Source organism: Mucilaginibacter sp. 21P (assembly GCF_019331605.1).
GTDB classification, from domain to species: domain Bacteria; phylum Bacteroidota; class Bacteroidia; order Sphingobacteriales; family Sphingobacteriaceae; genus Mucilaginibacter; species Mucilaginibacter achroorhodeus.
Genome location: NZ_CP063061.1, coordinates 929,912 through 948,830, shown reverse-complemented (window position 1 = coordinate 948,830; position 18,919 = coordinate 929,912). Strand labels below are relative to the sequence as shown.

The 18,919-nt window shown below is 43.9% G+C and carries 21 protein-coding genes; 10 read left to right on the top strand and 11 right to left on the bottom strand.

Translation table 11 applies throughout. The annotated features are described in order from the left end of the window. Positions 1–60 precede the first annotated feature (60 nt). A complete protein-coding gene (locus INP83_RS04185) occupies positions 61–597 on the top strand; it encodes a YfiT family bacillithiol transferase (protein ID WP_255563252.1) in 537 nt (178 codons plus the stop codon). Here the strand turns inward: INP83_RS04185 and INP83_RS04180 are convergent. The 4 genes from INP83_RS04180 to INP83_RS04165 are packed head-to-tail and all read right to left on the bottom strand — an operon-like array spanning position 594 to position 3,660. Beyond that, positions 594–1,337: a 1-acyl-sn-glycerol-3-phosphate acyltransferase gene (locus tag INP83_RS04180; protein ID WP_219126409.1), complete on the bottom strand. Its 744-nt coding sequence runs from the start codon at positions 1,335–1,337 to the stop codon at positions 594–596. The two genes, INP83_RS04185 and INP83_RS04180, sit on opposite strands and share 4 nt — an antisense overlap. A 49-nt stretch (positions 1,338–1,386) precedes the next feature. Further along, positions 1,387–1,947: an NUDIX hydrolase gene (locus INP83_RS04175; protein ID WP_219126408.1), complete on the bottom strand. Its 561-nt coding sequence runs from the start codon at positions 1,945–1,947 to the stop codon at positions 1,387–1,389. Beyond that, positions 1,947–2,921, bottom strand: a complete 975-nt coding sequence (locus INP83_RS04170) for a glycoside hydrolase family 43 protein (RefSeq protein WP_219126407.1) — start codon at positions 2,919–2,921, stop codon at positions 1,947–1,949. The genes INP83_RS04175 and INP83_RS04170 overlap by 1 nt, the downstream gene beginning before the upstream one ends. A 4-nt stretch (positions 2,922–2,925) precedes the next feature. Beyond that, positions 2,926–3,660: a YdcF family protein gene (locus tag INP83_RS04165; protein ID WP_219126406.1), complete on the bottom strand. Its 735-nt coding sequence runs from the start codon at positions 3,658–3,660 to the stop codon at positions 2,926–2,928. A 154-nt stretch (positions 3,661–3,814) separates the two neighbouring features. On the opposite strand from INP83_RS04165, the gene INP83_RS04160 reads away from it, so the two are divergent. Beyond that, on the top strand, positions 3,815–4,492 hold the full coding sequence (locus INP83_RS04160; RefSeq protein WP_219126405.1) for a response regulator transcription factor: 678 nt from the start codon (positions 3,815–3,817) through the stop codon (positions 4,490–4,492). 168 nt (positions 4,493–4,660) lie between these two features. Here the strand turns inward: INP83_RS04160 and INP83_RS04155 are convergent, their stop codons facing one another. The 4 genes from INP83_RS04155 to INP83_RS04140 form a co-directional block, all read right to left on the bottom strand. Further along, on the bottom strand, positions 4,661–5,299 hold the full coding sequence (locus INP83_RS04155; protein WP_146269389.1) for a gluconate 2-dehydrogenase subunit 3 family protein: 639 nt from the start codon (positions 5,297–5,299) through the stop codon (positions 4,661–4,663). Positions 5,300–5,304: 5 nt separating this feature from the next. Beyond that, positions 5,305–7,041: a GMC oxidoreductase gene (locus tag INP83_RS04150; RefSeq protein WP_146269390.1), complete on the bottom strand. Its 1,737-nt coding sequence runs from the start codon at positions 7,039–7,041 to the stop codon at positions 5,305–5,307. 32 nt (positions 7,042–7,073) lie between these two features. Then, complete coding sequence (locus INP83_RS04145) at positions 7,074–7,745, bottom strand: DUF1080 domain-containing protein (RefSeq protein WP_219126404.1); 672 nt, start codon at positions 7,743–7,745, stop codon at positions 7,074–7,076. A 213-nt stretch (positions 7,746–7,958) separates the two neighbouring features. Further along, positions 7,959–8,963 carry a hypothetical protein gene (locus tag INP83_RS04140; protein WP_219126403.1) on the bottom strand — a complete coding sequence of 335 codons (1,005 nt, stop codon included), beginning with the start codon at positions 8,961–8,963 and terminating at the stop codon, positions 7,959–7,961. A gap of 166 nt (positions 8,964–9,129) precedes the next feature. On the opposite strand from INP83_RS04140, the gene INP83_RS04135 reads away from it, so the two are divergent. Both INP83_RS04135 and INP83_RS04130 read left to right on the top strand, forming a co-directional pair. After that, positions 9,130–10,383: a DEAD/DEAH box helicase gene (locus tag INP83_RS04135; RefSeq protein WP_186458683.1), complete on the top strand. Its 1,254-nt coding sequence runs from the start codon at positions 9,130–9,132 to the stop codon at positions 10,381–10,383. 244 nt (positions 10,384–10,627) lie between these two features. Continuing rightward, a complete protein-coding gene (locus INP83_RS04130) occupies positions 10,628–11,512 on the top strand; it encodes a TIM barrel protein (protein ID WP_219126402.1) in 885 nt (294 codons plus the stop codon). A 151-nt stretch (positions 11,513–11,663) separates the two neighbouring features. Here the strand turns inward: INP83_RS04130 and INP83_RS04125 are convergent, their stop codons facing one another. Continuing rightward, positions 11,664–13,061, bottom strand: coding sequence for a Gfo/Idh/MocA family protein (locus tag INP83_RS04125; RefSeq protein ID WP_219126401.1), 1,398 nt, complete (start codon positions 13,059–13,061; stop codon positions 11,664–11,666). Positions 13,062–13,268: 207 nt separating this feature from the next. Between INP83_RS04125 and INP83_RS04120 the strand changes: the two genes are divergently transcribed. Beyond that, entirely contained in the window at positions 13,269–15,170 is a 1,902-nt protein-coding gene (locus INP83_RS04120) for a beta-N-acetylhexosaminidase (protein ID WP_219126400.1), read from the top strand. A 53-nt stretch (positions 15,171–15,223) separates the two neighbouring features. Here INP83_RS04120 and INP83_RS04115 read toward each other — a convergent pair whose 3' ends face one another. After that, positions 15,224–15,649, bottom strand: coding sequence for a hypothetical protein (locus tag INP83_RS04115; RefSeq protein ID WP_219126399.1), 426 nt, complete (start codon positions 15,647–15,649; stop codon positions 15,224–15,226). A gap of 100 nt (positions 15,650–15,749) precedes the next feature. Here INP83_RS04115 and INP83_RS04110 point away from each other — a divergent pair, with 100 nt between their 5' ends. Then, positions 15,750–16,172 (top strand): DUF4440 domain-containing protein, encoded by a 423-nt coding sequence (locus tag INP83_RS04110; RefSeq protein WP_219126398.1) that lies wholly within the window; start codon positions 15,750–15,752, stop codon positions 16,170–16,172. A 90-nt stretch (positions 16,173–16,262) separates the two neighbouring features. Then, complete coding sequence (gene rlmF / locus INP83_RS04105; protein ID WP_219126397.1) at positions 16,263–17,162, top strand: 23S rRNA (adenine(1618)-N(6))-methyltransferase RlmF; 900 nt, start codon at positions 16,263–16,265, stop codon at positions 17,160–17,162. A gap of 5 nt (positions 17,163–17,167) precedes the next feature. Here the strand turns inward: rlmF and INP83_RS04100 are convergent, their stop codons facing one another. Next, entirely contained in the window at positions 17,168–17,671 is a 504-nt protein-coding gene (locus INP83_RS04100) for a DinB family protein (RefSeq protein WP_219126396.1), read from the bottom strand. Positions 17,672–17,883: 212 nt separating this feature from the next. Here INP83_RS04100 and INP83_RS04095 point away from each other — a divergent pair, with 212 nt between their 5' ends. From INP83_RS04095 to INP83_RS04085, 3 genes are read left to right on the top strand one after another with little or no spacing between them, the layout of a single operon-like run. Next, positions 17,884–18,093, top strand: coding sequence for a hypothetical protein (locus INP83_RS04095; RefSeq protein WP_219126395.1), 210 nt, complete (start codon positions 17,884–17,886; stop codon positions 18,091–18,093). A gap of 20 nt (positions 18,094–18,113) precedes the next feature. Continuing rightward, a complete protein-coding gene (locus tag INP83_RS04090; RefSeq protein WP_219126394.1) occupies positions 18,114–18,521 on the top strand; it encodes a VOC family protein in 408 nt (135 codons plus the stop codon). Positions 18,522–18,538: 17 nt separating this feature from the next. Next, on the top strand, positions 18,539–18,919 hold the full coding sequence (locus INP83_RS04085) for a DoxX family protein (protein ID WP_219126393.1): 381 nt from the start codon (positions 18,539–18,541) through the stop codon (positions 18,917–18,919).

Below are 18,919 nucleotides of genomic sequence, written 5' to 3'. Positions count from 1 at the left end.
TCATTCGCCTGATCTATGACGAACTAATTAATAATTTCCAAACGTAAATACCCACCAAAAATGATACTCACTGACGAGCAAATGCGCTATCCTATCGGAAAATTTACACCACCGGTTTCGTACACAGAACAGGATTACCGCAACTGGATCCACGAGATAGCAACGTTACCCGGCCGCGTACGTGAAGCAATATTAGGATTAACCTATGAACAACTGGATACCCAATATCGCGCCGGCGGCTGGACCTTACGCCAGGTTGTACATCACTTGGCCGATAGCCACATGAATGCACTTTGCCGGTTTAAACTTGCACTAACAGAAGAAAATCCTACAATAAAACCTTACGAAGAAGCGGCATGGGCCATTCAGCCTGATTACCGGCTGCCGGTTGAACCATCCTTAAAAATGCTGGAAGGGATCCATCAGCACCTGGTGGCCTTGTTTGAAAGTTTTACGGAAGATCAATGGAACCGAACTTTCGTTCACCCGGAGTCGGGCGCGGTAATACCGCTTAAACGCAACCTGGCTACTTATGCCTGGCATGGTAACCATCACCTGGCACATCTTACGGAAACGGTGAAAAGAATAAGGAGTTAAGACTGGGTGCTCTCAACCTTTGCGCGTATGCGTTCTTCGGCCAGTTTAACCAGTTCATCAACTGTACCAGTGGTGGGTTCAATCGGCTCCAGCACTTCCCACGTCATGGAGATAAAAGTGTTTAATGGATACAGGCCGTAACGGATCATTTTCCAACTGTTAGAGATAGCTACCGGTACTAACAGGGCATTGGGGCATTTTTTTAGCAGCGTAGCAATACCTGCCGATTGGAATGTTTTTACATGGCCATCTTGTGATCGCGTCCCTTCAGGAAATATCATGGCACCCCAGTTGTTCTCTTTCATTCGGGTACCAAACTTTGACAGCTCCATAATAGAACCGCGGGGGTCTTTACGATCGATGTTAGCACCACCGCCATGGCGCAGGTTAAAAGATATAGAGGGTATGCCTTTTGCCAGCTCTACCTTTGAAATAAATTTGGCGTGATACTTCCGCAGAAAAAATATCATCGGTGGTATATCAAGCAAACTTTGGTGATTGGCCAAAAATATAATGGGCCGGCCAATCGGTAAATTCTGATTGTTTATAAAGTGCACTGTATTACCAGCAAAGTATACAGCAGCAACCAGGAAAAAGTTAAGGACATCCACGCAACGCTTATGTGCCGAATAGCCGCCTGCTTTAAGGCAGATCCACTGCAAAGGATGGAAGATCAGTAATGACAGGAAAAACACGCCTATGGCAATAGGCGAAAGGATATATCCTAAAAACTTTCTCATATTGAACTTACAAATTTAAGTTTTTTTGAGAAATGGATAAGTGTTTCAGTTATAAAGTGTTTTCAAGTTGCATCAGCTTTACCTTAAGTATTGCTGCAACTGCAAGGCAATCGGTTATTTCACCGCTGCAAACCATACCATAAACCTCATCAAAAGGCACTTTGTTCACTATTAACTCTTCGGTATCTTCCGGTTCAGCTTCAAATTGCTGCAGGCCCTTTGCCACGTAAAGGATGCACAATTCGTCGGTTACAGAATTGGAAAGGTGCATGCGTTGGATCTCTTTCCATTCTGTTGCTTTTAAGCCGGTCTCTTCTAACAATTCTCGCTTGGCAGATTCTAACGGATCGATACCGAGCGGTCCGCCACCTTCGGGTATCTCCCAACTGTATTGGTTTAAAGTAAAACGGTACTGGCCTACCAGATAGGTATTCATCTCATCATCTAAAGGCAATATGCCAATGGCGATGTTTTTATAATGCACTTTTCCGTAGATGCCGGGATTACCTGATGGATTGATCACCTGGTACTCGGTCAAATTAATCCAGGGATTATCATATACCGGTTTTTCAGATACTATCTTCCAGGGATTATGCGTAGGGTGTTCCATTACTTTATTTTGTTCGCCGTTACCCCTTCAAGCGTCATCTTAACCGGCTTAATGAGACCGTTATTATCAAAGATCATTTTATCTATGCAGGTTACGCGGTGATTACCGTCCGTTTCGCCCAGCGGGCGGCGATGGTAAACAATATACCATTCATCTTTGCCTGGTACTTGTATCACTGAGTGGTGACCTGCACCGGTTGCAATGGCAGCATCCTGCTGTAATATAGTACCCACTTTTTCAAACGGACCGTTTACGCTATTGCCAATGGCGTAAGCCACTTTGTAATCAGGGCCGGTCCAGCCACCTTCGCTCCACATAAAGTAATATTTGCCTTTGCGTATAAACATGATAGGCCCTTCAACATAACCTTTTGGCGTCATCTCACGGTAGGTTGTACCGTCAGCAAAAGGCACCAAACCAGTAAAATCGCTTTTAAGTTTGGCGATGTTGCAATGGCCCCATCCACCATAAATGATGTAATACTGCCCGTCTTTATCTTTAAATACAAACTGGTCTATTGGTTGCGCGCCATTTACAATTTTATCTATCAAAGGCTTGCCAAGGAGGTCTTTAAACGGCCCTTCCGGTTTATCGGCAACAGCAACGCCAATACCGCCCCGCTCATTATTATTCTGGATATCGTTAGCGCCAAAAAAGAAATAGTATTTGTCGCCTTTCTTAACTAATGCAGGGGCCCACATTGCACGTTTGGCCCACTTTACATTTGATGAATCAAGCACATTCTCGTGCTTTGTCCAGTTCACCAGGTCTGGTGACGAAAAGGCATCAAAATGCACCTGCTTGTTATAAGGAGCAGAATAGGTTGGATAAACCCAATACTCTTTACCAAATATAGCAGCCTCCGGGTCGGCATACCACCCCTCGGCTATCGGGTTACCTGATGTTTTCTTTTGTGCCAAACCTTGTTGCGCAAAGCTGACAACTGCCAAAAAACCTAATAATATTTTTTTCATAAGTCTATCTTATTAACGCCACTATGTAGCCTATAACTTCTTTTATATAAATGTTCCAGCTGGCCATTGCTTCTGCGCTTGGGATAACTGTGCCGGTGTCAAAATTTTCCGCTTCTAAATAGTTGCAGGGATATGGTAAAACTTCCAACCCGTTTTTCTCAAATAATAGCTGCGCCCTGCGCATATGATAAGCTGAAGTGACCAATACATATGGCGGCTTCAGCTTAGCACGCAAAAGCAGTTCCTTACTAAATTTCGCGTTCTCCTCAGTGTTGCGGGCTTTATTATCCAAAAGTATTAAACTATCCGGCACTCCCCACAAATGCAACGCATCCTTTACAAACGCCGCTTCAGTGAACTTACTTTGACGAAGTTTGCCGTTACCTCCGGTAAAAAGAATATGCTTTGCTGTACCTTCTTTAAATAATTTTACAGCACTATTGTACCTTGGTGAAGCACCGTTGAAATAACCGTTTCCGTTCTCATCTTCAGATACGAAACCACCCAATAAAATCACTGAGCTATATTGTTTACCCTTAACATTTGCTGACTTAACATCCCACAAGCGCCCGAAGGTGTCTACGGTTAACCGTACAGAGAAAAAATAAAAAACTGCGATTCCGGCTACAAGCAGTCTCTGCTTATATTTTTTTGAAAAAGCTGCATAAACAAGTAATACAAATGCCCAAAACACCGGCATTGCAAACAGAAATAGCACCTTAGACAGGATGAAGTACATGAAAGCGCAAATTAAGACTTTTGGAGGATAATACTATATATGACAGCCTGTGTGAATAATACATTTGTATTATAATTAATCATTGGTTGCCCATATATAATCTCAATTTAATATTCACTTTCTATTTTGATTATATTTAGAAAGGATGTTAAACATGAACAGTATACGCATTGCCATAGTAGATGACAAAAAGCTACTAAGGGAAGCCCTTATAAGCAACATTTCCAATTATGCGGAAATTGAGATCATTCTGCAGGCAGTTGATGGCATGGACTTCTTAAATCAAATTGCGGCGCTTGCAGAGCAGGAGCGCCCTCAAATAGTTCTGATGGATATTGAGATGCCAATTATGGATGGTATTGAGGCTGTAACACTTGCTAAAGAAAAATATCCGGGTATTCAATTTTTAATGCTTACCGTTTTTGATGATGATGACAAACTTTTTGATGCTATTAAAGCGGGCGCAGACGGCTACTTGCTTAAAGACGAAAAGATATCAAACATTGTAAAAGCCATTGTGGAAGTAGTTTACGAGGGCGGTGTTCCCATGTCGCCACGGATAGCACGTAAGGCATTGGCCCTACTGCGAAATAAAGCCGATTTTGTTGAGCAATATAAGCCTGATGCCGATAACGAGCACCTGCTATCCAGCCGGGAAATGGAAATATTGAACAGGATAGTAGATGGGCTGAATTACCAGGAAATTGGCGAACGGCTATTTATCAGCCCGCATACCGTGCGTAAGCATATCGCAAATATTTATGATAAGCTGCACGTATCAAATAAAGCATCGGCTATTAAGGTAGCCACGCAGAAAAGATGGTTCAACTAATCATTTGATCCTTGCGATCAAGAACGTGTGATCTTCGGCCTTTAGAGCCGCAATATAGGCAGGGTATTGTACAGTCGCCCCGATAGCTATCAGGGCTCCTCGTAACGGAGAAAACGAAAAAGCCGCAACTCTTTCAAACTGCGGCTCTGACACATTGGTAAATCCAACTTATATCTTCACGTTTTCCATGCCGTATTGCTTCAGCACATCGGCAGGCACACCTGTCCACTTGTTAGGGGCATTACCTACATAGCCTATATCTTTAGTACCCATCTCACTGCTCCAGAAACCGGATGCCGTAAGATCACGCATTAAATTAAAAAACTTAACGCCTTGCGCCATTTCTGCTTTGGCGGTGTAAGGGTAAGCTATTTGATCAAGTAACTCGGTTTGTTGTTTACTACTGCATTTGATAAATGGATTGCCATAGTTGTTAAGGCAATAAATATCTATCCATTTAAGGCCGCCGCGCATTGGTAATTTATGTGACGGGATGTCCTTCACAATAAATTCAATAAACTCAGGCACTTTAGCATCTGATGCACTGCCGGAGTGTTCGTCCTTCGGTATAATGATATCGGCAAGTACCGTAATGGTAGCCATCTCATGCTCATCAAAGTATTTTTCGGCCTTTAATTTATTTTCTCTCTCAACCTCTTCGGGCTGGCGGCCGGGTATCGCTTCTGTTTTACCTGCAGCAGCGGTTTCAGGTGCTTTATTATCGCCGGTTTTACAGCCAACACCAACTAAAAAGCCGGTTGTAAGCGTTCCTAAACCTATCGCTTTAAGGGAATCTCTTCTGTTCATGGCGCTTATACGTTTAGTTTTTTACGTTGTGATAAAATATATTCTGCAGTACGCATGCTCAATGCCAGGATGGTCCAGGTAGCATTTTTGTCGCCTTGCTGAACAAACGGAGCGGCATCAACCACAAACAGGTTATCGCAATCATGCGCCTGGCAATATTTGTTAAGTGCCGATTTTTTTGGATCATCACCCATACGCACGGTACCTACTTCATGGATGATCTTACCCGGAGCCTCTAAACCGTAATTGGTTTCAGGGCCCTGCATTTTGCCATAAATAGCACCCATGTTATGCAGCACTTCTTCAAATGTTTCCTGCATGTGCTTGGCCTGGTTTATCTCGTCATTTGTCCATTTATAATGGAATCGCAGTACCGGGATACCGTATTTATCAACTACACCATCCGGGTCTATCTCGCAATAATTATCGGCACGGGCAATGGCAGTACCGCGGCCTGCCATACCAACCTGTGTACCATAGAAACGGCGATAATCGTCTTTTAAGCCAACACCGTAACCACCGCCTGCTTTTTTCTTGCCATCGCGGCCCGGAACCGCACCGTTCATATCTTGGATACCGCCGCCGAAACCGTACGATGGCATGTGCATACCACCACCGTACTCGATGTGGTAGCCACGTGGGAAATTCAGTTTCTTGTTATCTAACCACCATGGCGAGTAAATGTGCACGCTGCCTACACCATCTTCGTTGTAGCGTTTACGGTCCATCAGTTGCGGAAGGAAACCTCCTGCGCCGGAGCCTGTACTATCATGGATATATTTACCAACTACACCACTGCTATTGGCTAAGCCACCCGGGTGCGCCGATGATTTTGAGTTGAGTAACAAGCGGGCAGATTCACCTGCACTTGCACCCAGGATAACTATCTTGGCGTTAACCTGGTATTCCTGCATATCCTCGCGGTTAACGTATGATACACCAGTTGCTTTGCCTTCTTTATCTGTCAGCACCTCGCGCACCATGGCGTTGGTGATCAGTTTTAAATTGCCTGTTTTTAACGCAGGGATAACTAAACATGATGATGCTGAGAAGTCGCCATATACTTTACAGCTACGGCCACACTGACCGCAGAAGAAACAGGCACCGCGGTCTTTATTATCTTTAAGTGCCTCTGTTAAAACAGAACCACGACCGGTGATCACTTTTACACCGGCTTTGGTAGCACCTTGTTTAATGAACAGCTCATTTAAGCGTGGCTTTGGCGGAGGAAGGAAGATACCATCCGGCTCACTCTCTATGTTCTCAACCGTACCATAAACACCTATCATGCGGTCAACCTTATCGTAAAAAGGCTTAAGGTCATTGTATGTGATAGGCCAGGGATCGGTTAAACCATCTTTCGGTTTAAAATCTTCCGGCCCCATACGTAATGATATACGACCCCAGTGATTGGTACGGCCACCCAGCATACGGGCGCGGAACCATTCAAATTCGGTACCATCTTTAGTGGTATAAGGCTCGCCATCAAGCTGCCAGCCACCGTAAGCGGCATCAAAATCGCCGAATGGGCGTGTTGTACCGGCTCCGCGGCGGGCAGATTCCCATGCCCATTTTAATTGTTGCGAATCTGTTTTGGGGTCAAAATAGGCACCGGCCTCAAGCATCAGTACCTTTAAACCGGAATGCGCCAGTACATAGCCGGCCATACCACCACCAGCACCCGAGCCTACAACTATAGCGTCGTAAACGGTACCGGTCTTTTTTATTTGGATATCTTCCATCTATAAAGAGAAACTATAATTTAAGATAGTAATTATAATTGTTTTAATTTGATGTTTTTGTAAGCCACAACAGCGCCGTGCGATTGCAATGCGATATGGCCTTTAGGGTATTTAGCAAAATCTTTCCAGGTTTTAAACTTGCTGTTGTTCAGCAATTCGGTCCACTCCGGGCTGCCCATCTGTACGTTAATCACCTCTTTGCCGTTCAGCCAAAAGGTAAGATGACCATTATCCTTACGAATTTTTGCAGCGTTCCACTGGCCTGCAGGTTTTGCAGCATCAGCCGGGGCGGCTTTCATATCATATAATGAACCGGCAAGGTGATTTGCCTTTTTATTGTCTGATGCTTTAACATTATCAAGCACCTGCATTTCTATACCCGAAAGGTAAGTAGCACCCAAAGCCGGATCTTCATGCACGCCGAAAATGATACCGCTATTACCGCCTTCAGCAATTTTCCAGTCTAAAGAAAGTTCATAATTTTCGTACTCCCCATCGGTAACCAGGTCGGCCTGGTCTGGGGCCTTAGGGTCTAATTGCAAAGCGCCGTCAACCACGCTCCAGGGGCCTGCATCTTGTTTAAGATAGGCATGCCAGCCATTGGTAGTTTTGCCATCAAACAGGTTTTGCACTTTTTTTGATTGGGCAAATGAAGCATACTGTAACGCCGCCACAGCAAGAGTGCTTAAGATCAATTTTTTCATATTAATGCAGATTTCAGCAATACTGTAATGGTACTGCCGGTTTAATTTAGTGCTGGTAAATCTAACATTTATTTTGTTGGATGATGTTATAACGCAGATTGTCAATCAAAATTTTTACAGTTTAGATTTTGTCTAAATGCCCTTCTGCTTCATCAAAATATGAGTTGTTTTTGCAGTTCTAAAAACCGCAAACCTCCTGTGGCAAACTAAATTTTACTTGCTGAAAAGGAAATTCAAACCTGATGCAATACCCAGTTGCATATAGAAATAATGATCCTGGAAATAGATGTTATAATCATCCTGACCGCGATAGCCGGCGCCAACCACAAAGGCAGCGTTATGCATAAAAGGAAACTGGTAGTAGTATTTTAAACTGGCGTTAAGGCGCCTGCCCAGGTCGGTAGCACTGTATGGTGTTTTACCGGCTATGTAGGTAAAATCAAATTGCAGGCGCTGCCAGTTTTTAAAATCAGACTTGCTTGGTTCTATATCGTCCTTGTAACGTTTAGCAAGGTTATAAATATATGTGCCATTAACGCGCACAAACCCATAATTGCCGGGCAAACCTAAAGAAGCCCCGCCACCGTTGCTGCTGAATAATGAGCGGTGCAGCTCAACACCAAGCGTTCCAAACTGGCTTAAGATGGTATTGGGTCGGTCTATGCGTTTACCAAGCGTGTAATTTAGCTGCATAAAATCAGTGCTGAATTTACCGCTATCAACATTCAGCCTGCCATCAGGCTCTAATGAAGGCCCGCGAATCCCGTTTGAGTGATGGGTATATGATGCCGACAGATATTGCGGATGGTAGGCATCATCATTTAAGCGGTAATATAAATTGGCGCTCGGCATGTAGCTTGGCGATTTTACAGGATTGCCATATTGTTTAAGCAGCCTCACCTTAACCCTCGCCGAAACATCAAAGAAGAAACGGGAACGCGGTGAGTTCAATAAAACAAAATGCGTGTTAATATCGCCCACCAACAGCGTTTTATGCGGTTGGAAAAACTCTTGCCCAAAGAATGCAGGAGACAGGTTTTGTGTGTATATCTTATTGAAATCGCGGTTGATGATGCGGCGGGCAATCTTACTGCTGTCTATCTTGCTATTTACGATACCGGTGTCAACACCGTCAGCTTTTGCACCCATGGCAAATGCGAAAGAGGCAGTAAAGGTTGTCGCAATAAAAAATAAACAGAATAGTAAAGTTTTACGCATAGCAATTGATCATCAACACAAATAAACTTAGCCGTTAATTGTTTGCATGGTTGGTAAGTGAAATTAAAAACCAACAGCCAAATCTAATTTATACTTTAACATTGCAAAGTAAAAACGCCTTGGTGGGCATTTTTTAGTACCTTGCACACACACGTTTAACAATAGAGTGACATTTCAGGATTTTAATTTCGACGAACAACTTTTAGAAGGTGTATTAAGCATGGGCTTCAATACGCCAACTCCTATACAAGCTATGGCTATCCCCGTTATTATGAACGGCGACGACCTGATAGCTTGTGCACAAACAGGTACCGGCAAAACTGCATCTTACCTGCTGCCGGTTTTAGATAACATTTGCAAAACGCATAAACATCATACCACCGCATTAGTGCTTGCCCCAACGCGCGAGCTTGCACAACAGATAGACCAGCAGGTAGAAGGCCTTGCCTATTTTAGCGGCGTAAGCTCGCAAGCCATTTTTGGTGGTGGGGATGGTATGGCTTATGAGCAGCAACGTCGCGGTATCGAGAATAATGTAAATATCATTATCGCTACCCCCGGCAGGTTAATAGCACACCTAACATCAGGCGTGTTGAAAATGAACAACATTACGCACCTGGTGCTTGATGAGGCCGACCGTATGTTAGACATGGGCTTTAACGATGATATTATGCGGATTGTAAATTATCTGCCCAAGAAACGCCAAACGCTTTTGTTCTCGGCCACCATGCCGCAGCGCATACGTAAACTTGCCAATGCCATCCTAAATAACCCGCAACAAATAAACATTGCCATATCACAGCCTGCGGCAGGTATTGATCAGCAGATCTACCGCGTAAACGATCAGCAAAAAACACCGCTTTTAAAGTTGATCCTTAAAGAAGGTTATCAAAGCTCCATCATCTTTGCTTCGAGAAAAGAAATTGTAAAATCGCTTTATAAAGAATTGAAGGCCGCACATATCAATACTGCGGCTTTCCACTCTGATCTTGAACAAAAAGAACGCGAAGAGATCTTACTTCGGTTTAAAAACAGGCAATTGCCTGTTATAATTGGTACTGATGCACTATCGCGTGGGATTGACGTGGAAGGAATTGACCTGGTGGTGAACTATGATGTTCCACCAGATCCGGAAGATTATGTTCACCGAATTGGCCGTACGGCACGCGCTGCAACTACCGGTACCGCTATCACCTTTGTAAACAACCGCGACCTGCGCCGTTTAAAAACAATTGAGGAATTGATAGAACGCCCCATTAATCAGAAGGAACTCCCTGAAAGCCTTGCAGGCATTGAGCCGATAAAGGAAGACAGGCCCGACAGGCATGGCGATAAAACCAAAGGCGGCCGCCGCAATAACAGGCGTTATGGTAAAAAGAAACCGCCGCGCCCGGCTGGCGGAGAGAGCAAACCGGCTTAACCAATTTAAATCAAGGGTGCGGCGATTCAGCCAGACATAGCCGGATGTTATAAACTCTATTTGCGTGAGGAAATAGAAGAGCTTTTTAAAAATTGTTCTATACCCTCTTTTCGCGCAGCGAAGAGAGGGTGGTCCAGCGTAGCGTAGACCGGGTGAGTAATTTTAAACCATTTTATTTTCAAAAGGTCTATTTGTTTTAAAACGCCAATGCGTTACATTTACACAACCAATAAAAACCAATATAATGACATCAAGACGTTCTTTCCTTAAAAGCAGTGCCATGTTATCGGCTGGCCTGTTAATGGCTCCTGAGTTATTTGCAGCAAAAAAGAAAAACTACATCGGTTTGCAACTTTATACCGTGCGTGATACAATGGCTAAAGACCCGGTTGGCTCCCTTACAAGAGTTGCTAAGGTTGGCTTTAACTCTGTTGAAGGTGCTACCTACACCGGCACGCAAAAATTTTACGGAATGGCGCCTGCTGAATTTAAAAAGGTTTTAAGCGATAACGGCCTTATCATGCCGAGCGGCCACTACATGCTTGGCGAAGGAATGGCTAATGTAAAAGGTACCATCACCACTGATTGGCAACAAGCTGTTGATGACGCTGCTGCCGTTGGTTTAAAATACATGGTTTGCGCATACCTGCTTGATTCTGAACGCGGAACACTTGACCATTATAAAGAGACCGCAGAAAAGCTAAATAAAGCCGGAGAGGTTGCAAAAAAAGCTGGTATACAGCTTTGCTACCACAATCACGATTTTGAATTTGCTTCGCAAGATGGAAAATATCCTTACGACGTGTTGTTAACCGCAACTGATGCCGACCTGGTAAAAATGGAAATGGATATCTACTGGATGTACCGCGCCAAGCAAGACCCGATTGCTTTGTTTAAAAAGCACCCTGGCCGTTTCCCGCTATGGCACGTAAAGGATATGGATAACACCCCTAAACAAATGTTTACCGAGGTTGGTAATGGCGTTATTCCGTTTAAAAAGATATTTGCCCATGCTAAAACTGCAGGCTTAAAGTATTTCTTTAACGAGCAAGACATCTGCCCGGGTGATCCTTTCGTAAGTATCACTAAAAGCTATAATTACATAAAAGCTAACAACTTCCACGTGTAACTATTGATTGACTTATAAATGAGGCCGGCCACTGCAAAGTGTCCGGCTTTTTTGTACATAGCCTACGTGGCAATCTCATCACAAACAGGTTCTTAACGCAATGAGATTGCCGCGCTTCGCTCGTAATGACATATTAAGTAAAAAGGAATAATTATCCCACTATCTTCATATTCTCGGCATCCCAACGGATAACTTTCTTTTGAAAGTAACTATCGTTACAGGCCAGTGCAGGTGCTGCCGCCCTGAAACCGAATACAGCGTCTTCTACAATAGGTTTGCCGGTGCGGATGGCATCAAAGAAATTGGTCATATGGTCGATATTCGCGCTGTAATTTTCGGGTGCGCGATATACGATAGGATCAGTTTTTGGCGCTTCTTGCTGGGCTTTTGTCCAGCGTTGGTTGTAGGCAGCTAATAGTTTCTTTTGCTCAGCTTCCGGATAGGTCTCCAAAGAATCCCAACCGCCAATGCCCGGCGCTTCGGTAATGTGGTTCTTGCGAATGGTAAAGCTTTCGCCCTCACCACCTAAGTCTATTACCCCTTCAGATCCAACGATCTTAGTAGTGCCATAATCCCCCTCGCCGCTTACAAAATTTACGCGTAACGTAACCTGGAAGGCAGGATGTTCTTTTGTTTCGCCATAATGAATCACTGCACTCATTACATCCGGCACGTTGCGGCCGTCTTTCCAGTAATCGAGGTTACCTATTGAGAAGATGGTCTCCGGCCCTTTGGAGCCGGTGATGAAATGAATGCCACTTAACAGGTGAACGAACAGGTCTCCGGCTACGCCAGTACCGTACTCGCGATAATTTCTCCAGCGGAAAAAACGCAGCGGATCAAAATCATGTTTCTCACTTGCCGTAGCTTGGAAACGCGACCAATCTACATTTTGTAAATTAGCATCATTAGGAAGCGTATACTGCCATGCACCCAGCCCGCTGTTACGGTTAAAAGAAGCTTCGATAGAATTAATTTTTCCTATTGCTCCTGCCTCGTACATTTCTTTAGCTTTACGATAAGCTATACTGCTCACACGCTGGCTACCTACCTGGAACACGGCTTTGGTCTCTTTCTGTACACGTATTTCTTCAAGTCCCTGGCTTATTTTGTGCACCATGGGTTTCTCACTATAAACAGCCTTAGCTTTTCGCATGGCATCGATAGCTATCTGGCTATGCCAATTATCGCTGGTAGCGATGATGACGGCATCAATGTCTTTCCTGTCCAGTATTTCCCTGTGGTCCATAGTGGTGAACAGGTTTTGCCCGTAAACTTCTTTAGCTCGGGTAAGGCGGCCTTTATAAAGGTCGCACACACCAACCAGTTCAACACCGGGTACAGCAAGCGCTGCACGCGTGTCATTGAATCCCATAATGCCCATACCAATGGTTGCAATGCGAACCTTATCACTCGGGCTAACGCGCTTTTGATCGCGCAGTATCCTTACCTCGTTCTCTTCTTTAGCGGCAAAACTGTTCAATGAGGCAGATGTCAGTAATACTGAAGTGCCCAGATGTTTCAGAAACTTCCTGCGGTCTGTAGACATGGCTTATTATTATAATTGGTGAAGGGCAGGGGTGGCGCCCAATGGTTTATCAACGGCAATTTAAACAAAAAATCCAATTTGCAATATTCGCCGCTTGTTTAATATTCAAGCACTTACAACTCAAATATTTAAGTTTAAAAAACTTTTTAATATTATTTAAAAAGCCATAACTTGCATATTGTCTGCAAACCAAACGCTATAACCTATATGAAGAAATTTTCCTTACTGGTATTGTCATGCCTGCTGGCGCCTGTTGCCTTTGCGCAAACTACCAGCAGTTTTGCCATTATCCCCGAGCCCGTTAAAACAACGCCGCACGCAGGGCATTTTATCTTACCCAAAGAGATAACCGTACAAGCACCGCTAAATAACAAGATGACGCCCGTGCTTGATCTTATTAAGAATAAATTTTCTACCTCAACCGGTAAAATGGTGCATGTAAAGGCTTCGGCACCCTCCGCCGCGATAAAACTGGTGCTTAATTCAACAGCTGATAATGTTATAGGCAATGAAGGCTATTATTTGTCAGCAAAAACTACCGGCGTTACCATCAGGGCTAATACAGAGGCAGGTTTGTACTACGGCTTACAAACGCTTTTTCAGTTGTTGCCTAAGGAAATTGAAAGCAAGGAGGTAGTAACCAACGTTAAATGGATGGTACCTGCTGTTGACATAACAGATTACCCACGCTTTAACTGGCGCGGCTTAATGCTGGATGTATCCCGCCACTTCTTTACCAAAAAAGAGGTAATGAGTTACATCGATAACATGGCTAAGTATAAGCTTAACCTGTTCCACTGGCATTTGACAGATGACGAAGGATGGCGCGTTGAAATAAAAAGTTATCCTAAATTAACTACCGTTGGTGCTTACAACATTAAACGCGAAGGTGAGTTCGGCAATTTCCAACCGCCCCGCCCAAATGAACCACGTAACTATGGCGGTTTTTACACCCAGGATGATATACGCGAGGTTGTTAAATATGCGCAAGACCGTTTTGTGAACATCTTGCCTGAGGTTGATGTGCCCGGCCACAGCCTGGCGGCCGTTGCATCATATCCCGAGCTTTCGGTTACGCCGGGTGCTGATAAATATACCGTACGCTATGGCGAACGCATTATGGATTGGTCTAAACCGGGCCATCCGGCTTTGGTAGATAACACACTTAACCCTGCCGGTGAATTTACTTACCAGTTTTTAGATAAAGTAATAGGTGAGCTTTCCCAGTTATTCCCTTTCCAATACATCCACATGGGTGGCGATGAGTGCGCCAAGAATTTTTGGGAACAAAGCGACCAGGTGAAAGCCTTGATGGCAAAAGAAAACCTTAAAACCCAGGAAGAGGTTCAAAGCTATTTTGAGAAACGTGTTGAGAAGATCGTTGAATCAAAGGGCAAGAAATTTATTGGCTGGGACGAGATACTTGAAGGCGGCTTAGGGCCAAATGCAGCGGTAATGAGCTGGCGCGGTGTTAAAGGCGGTATTGAAGCTGCGCAAATGGGCCACGAAGTAGTAATGAGCCCTACTACATTTGTATATCTTGATTATATGCAAAGCGACCGAGTAATGGAGCCGCATGTTTACGCTTCGCTTCGTTTAAGCAAAACTTATGAGTTTGACCCGGTACCGGCAGGCGTAAACGCCAAGCTGATAAAAGGAGGCCAGGCTAACTTATGGACAGAGCAGGTTTACAATATCCGCCAGGCCGAGTACATGACATGGCCGCGTGGTTTTGCTTTGGCAGAGTGTGTATGGTCGCCTGCTGCGAAGAAGAATTTTAACACCTTCTTTAGCAAAGTTGAAAAACACTTCGCCCGCTTTGATGAGGCAGAAATAAAATATGCCCCAAGCGCCTATGACCCTGATTTTAAAGTTGGCCGCAACCCGGATAGCACGCTTAATGTAACCCTAACCCCCGAGGTACCCGGACTGGATATTTACTATAGCTTCGACAATTCGTACCCGGATAGGTTTTATCCAAAATATACCGGCATACTAAATGTACCTATTGATGCCACACAGCTTAAGGTGATAACCTACAAAGGCAAACAGCCGGTAGGCCGCATGATAAGCATGCCGATATCTGAACTGCGAAGCAGATTGAAATAAATGATAATATGAAAGAGCCGCTTAAAAGCGGCTCTTTTTATTTTACGTGTAACTTAATTGGATGTTCGTTTCATTCTCGAAAATGGAAAACCCCCGCAACCCTTTTTTGGATTTTGCCTATCAGCTTTGGCGGTAGCCTCGGCGATGGCATCTGTTTTGGCATCATAAACAGACAAACAGAAGCCCCATTTCCACGGCTCGATATTGCTGAACTGCATATAGTCGATACGTGTGTACAAACCGCCTTCGCCAGGGTTTTTATCATCGTTACGTGCAACAATGTACTGGTCCTTCACATTCCACTTTATGATGTGGTATTTACTGCGCGGCTGCTGCACCCACAAAGTATCATTGATAGTATATTTAATGCCATAGTCATCAACAAAAGTTCCTTTAAACAATTCGGGGGCGCTATTTTGCTGCTGGGGATTAAACATCCCAACAAATGATAATAGTATTGAAATATAAAGAGATACCATAAATTAAACTTTTAATAACGTCTTAAACATTGATTGAACAGCGAACTTCGGACAATCCGGTCACAAATGCAACTGACCCTGATGTTTGTATATTAGCACAATGAAGAAACTTATCATTTGCTGCATTCTGCTTCTCTCCGTAATTTTTGTAAAAGCGCAAGACCGCCAGGCTATACTTAAAGTAATGGAAACATCGCGCCTGGCCTGGAACAAAGGCGACCTGGAAACCTTTATGCAATGCTACTGGAAATCAGACTCGGTAATGTTTGTAAGCCCAACCGGGCCAACCTTTGGGTATGCCAATACGCTTAAGAATTACAAGCAAACCTTCGCCAAAACCAAAACAAGCATGGGTAAGCTTACCTACGCCATAAAAAAGGTTGAACTTATCAGTAAAGATAATGCCTTTGTGTACGGCGGCTGGAACTTGAAATACACCAAAAGCTCATCTTTGGGTTACTATACTTTGTGGTTTAAAAAGATCAACGGAGAGTGGAAGATCGTAGTTGATCATTCGAGTTAAATCAATCTCGCTATCGTAAGTAACACAAGACAGCTAACGTAATGTTGATCTTTAAATATGTTAGCTTTGCACACAATTAATCCTGCTTAAATGGTCGATAATACCGAAGAAAAGACAAGCCTCCATCCCCGTAACCCGCACCGCGGAAGGTATGATCTTGTTGCACTTACTAAGGCGCTGCCTAAACTTGCTCCATTTGTGTTTACAAATGAGCATGGCATAAAAACCATTGATTTTACTGACGCTGATGCAGTTAAAGTGCTTAACAAGGCTATTTTAAAACTGCAATATAATATCTCATCCTGGGATATTCCGCAAGGCTTTTTATGCCCGCCTATACCCGGCCGGGCAGATTACATACATTATCTTGCAGACATCTTAGCAAAGGATAACGGCGGCGAGATACCAACCGGCGACAAAGTAAAGGTGCTTGATATTGGTGTTGGTGCAAACTGCATCTATCCATTGATAGGTCACCGCAGCTACGGCTGGCACTTTGTGGGCAGCGAGGTTGATTACATTGCTGCAGGCTCAGCTAAAAAAATAGTTGAGAGTAACCAGCTTACAGATGCTATAGAAATACGCACGCAAAGCTCGTATGAACACATCTTTAAAGGCATCGTTAAACCCGGCGAAAAGTTCGATATCACGATGTGTAACCCGCCTTTTCATGCATCGGCTAAAGAGGTAAATGCTAATTCGCAGCGTAAATGGAAAAACCTTAAACAGGACAAAAACGCCGACCTTAACTTTGGTGGCCGCAACACCGAACTATGGTGCGAGGGCGGCGAACCCCGGTTCCTGAATAAGATGATGAGCGAAAGCAAGCAGTTTGCCCAATCAAGCAAATGGTTCTCATCGCTTATTTCAAAAAAAACCACCCTACCAGGCTGCTACAATTCGCTTGATTATTTGGGCGCTCGGGATGTACACACCATTGATATGGCACAAGGGCAAAAGAGCAGCCGGATACTGGTTTGGCGGTTCTGATATAATTATCTATCCCAAAACGGGTGAGGCTCAATGCCTAACGCACGCAGGTAAACATAACCCTGGCCGCGATGGTGTACCTCGTTATCAATAAAATAAAGGATGGTGCTTATTACCGTATTTTCATACATACCAAAGGCCTTTACAACATCATGGAAATGGGCATCAGGTATTTGAGGCCATAGTTCTTCTATCTGCTCGGTAACATCATCCCACGCTTCTAAAAGTGCTTCTTTGGTAGAAAGCCGGGCGCTGTCATCAAAATGATCAAGCTCCGGGGTAGTTGTCCAGTTGCCGGTTACAAAACCATTCATCCCGGCGCTTGCCAGGCCTATCATTTCCCCGGCTAAATGTTGGTAAGGCCTCATGCCACCTATCGAAAACTCAAACAGTTCTTTCTCTGGGAAGGCTGCCAAAATTTTACGGCTAAGGCCGCGGTGGCTTTGCCAGTGTTTTAATAATTCGTCTTTGTTGATGAGTTGCTGCGTTAATGTTTGTTCGGTTGTCATAGCTGTTTGTTTTTGATTATGACACAAAGTAACCACCGCTTAATGACAACAGTATGTCAGCAGGATTTTGGCTCTTAAACTTTTAGTCACTAAAAATGTGGTCTGCTTATCTTTCGTCGCAATCAGCCACTTACATTGTCGTAATTACACCTCACCACTTCCGGCAATCTATTGCACCTTTGTATTGTATCGTTTAAAATGTTTTGTCCCCGATGATCGAAGTATTTAAAACCAATGTGCAAAAAGCGGCTCAATCGCGTCTAATGATCAAAATGCTTAAGGTGCATTTTCCGGCGAGCCAGATCAATTTTGACCTTGAAGATTCCGACAAGGTTTTACGAATAGAGAGCAAAGAAATTTGTGCACAACGTATCATTGAATTACTTAAATTAAACGGGCATTACTGCGCAATTCTTGATTAACCAATATTAATTATAAAGCCATGATCAAACTTAGTTCATACATCAACTTTAACAACAATGCTACTGAAGCTATGACCTTTTACCACCAGGTATTAGGGGGAGAGCTTAGCCTGATGAAAGTTAAAGATTCGCCCATGAAAGATATGTTCCCCGCCGAGCAGCAAGACATTATTTTACATGCCGACCTTACCGGAGATGACTTTACCATCCAGGGCACCGATATGCCCGACTCTGATGTTCAGGCTTTTGTGGGGGCTGTTTCTATCAGCTTAACGCTGGCTTCTGTAGCAGAAGTGCACGATAAATTTGAGAAATTGCGTGAGGGAGGAAAAGCAAAACATGAAGTAATGAGCTTTTTTGCCGGCACCATGGGCAACGTTACCGATAAGTACGGCGTACGCTGGAACATATTTACTCCGGAGAAATAAATAAAAAATTTATCGCTATGAGCACTAAAGCTATCAAAATTATCTATTGGACCTTGACGATCTTATTTGTTTTGGCTATGCTTGCTGATGCCTTTGGTGGTATCACGCAACAGGAAGCAGGCAAGGTTGTATTGCAACACTTAGGCTACCCGATGTACCTGTTAGTTATTACCGGCGTGTTTAAGCTCTTCGGCGCCATGGCTATCCTGCAAAACAGGTTGATGGCTATCAAAGAATGGGCCTTCGCAGGTTTCTTTATCAACTTTGTTGGTGCCATAGCATCGCGGTATGCCATGTATGATCCCTTTAGTGAGCTAATCCCGCCATTGGTGATGATGGCGATAATGTTTATCTTGTATTACTTTTGGAAGCAATATAACAGAACTAAGATCGCCTAA

Coding starts and splice junctions, on each gene's coding strand:
- INP83_RS04185 (WP_255563252.1), top strand. CDS start 61: ATGATACTCACTGACGAGCAAATGCGCTATCCTATCGGAAAATTTACA.
- INP83_RS04180 (WP_219126409.1), bottom strand. CDS start 1,337: ATGAGAAAGTTTTTAGGATATATCCTTTCGCCTATTGCCATAGGCGTG.
- INP83_RS04175 (WP_219126408.1), bottom strand. CDS start 1,947: ATGGAACACCCTACGCATAATCCCTGGAAGATAGTATCTGAAAAACCG.
- INP83_RS04170 (WP_219126407.1), bottom strand. CDS start 2,921: ATGAAAAAAATATTATTAGGTTTTTTGGCAGTTGTCAGCTTTGCGCAA.
- INP83_RS04165 (WP_219126406.1), bottom strand. CDS start 3,660: ATGTACTTCATCCTGTCTAAGGTGCTATTTCTGTTTGCAATGCCGGTG.
- INP83_RS04160 (WP_219126405.1), top strand. CDS start 3,815: ATGAACAGTATACGCATTGCCATAGTAGATGACAAAAAGCTACTAAGG.
- INP83_RS04155 (WP_146269389.1), bottom strand. CDS start 5,299: ATGAACAGAAGAGATTCCCTTAAAGCGATAGGTTTAGGAACGCTTACA.
- INP83_RS04150 (WP_146269390.1), bottom strand. CDS start 7,041: ATGGAAGATATCCAAATAAAAAAGACCGGTACCGTTTACGACGCTATA.
- INP83_RS04145 (WP_219126404.1), bottom strand. CDS start 7,745: ATGAAAAAATTGATCTTAAGCACTCTTGCTGTGGCGGCGTTACAGTAT.
- INP83_RS04140 (WP_219126403.1), bottom strand. CDS start 8,963: ATGCGTAAAACTTTACTATTCTGTTTATTTTTTATTGCGACAACCTTT.
- INP83_RS04130 (WP_219126402.1), top strand. CDS start 10,628: ATGACATCAAGACGTTCTTTCCTTAAAAGCAGTGCCATGTTATCGGCT.
- INP83_RS04125 (WP_219126401.1), bottom strand. CDS start 13,061: ATGTCTACAGACCGCAGGAAGTTTCTGAAACATCTGGGCACTTCAGTA.
- INP83_RS04120 (WP_219126400.1), top strand. CDS start 13,269: ATGAAGAAATTTTCCTTACTGGTATTGTCATGCCTGCTGGCGCCTGTT.
- INP83_RS04115 (WP_219126399.1), bottom strand. CDS start 15,649: ATGGTATCTCTTTATATTTCAATACTATTATCATTTGTTGGGATGTTT.
- INP83_RS04110 (WP_219126398.1), top strand. CDS start 15,750: ATGAAGAAACTTATCATTTGCTGCATTCTGCTTCTCTCCGTAATTTTT.
- rlmF (WP_219126397.1), top strand. CDS start 16,263: ATGGTCGATAATACCGAAGAAAAGACAAGCCTCCATCCCCGTAACCCG.
- INP83_RS04100 (WP_219126396.1), bottom strand. CDS start 17,671: ATGACAACCGAACAAACATTAACGCAGCAACTCATCAACAAAGACGAA.
- INP83_RS04095 (WP_219126395.1), top strand. CDS start 17,884: ATGATCGAAGTATTTAAAACCAATGTGCAAAAAGCGGCTCAATCGCGT.
- INP83_RS04090 (WP_219126394.1), top strand. CDS start 18,114: ATGATCAAACTTAGTTCATACATCAACTTTAACAACAATGCTACTGAA.
- INP83_RS04085 (WP_219126393.1), top strand. CDS start 18,539: ATGAGCACTAAAGCTATCAAAATTATCTATTGGACCTTGACGATCTTA.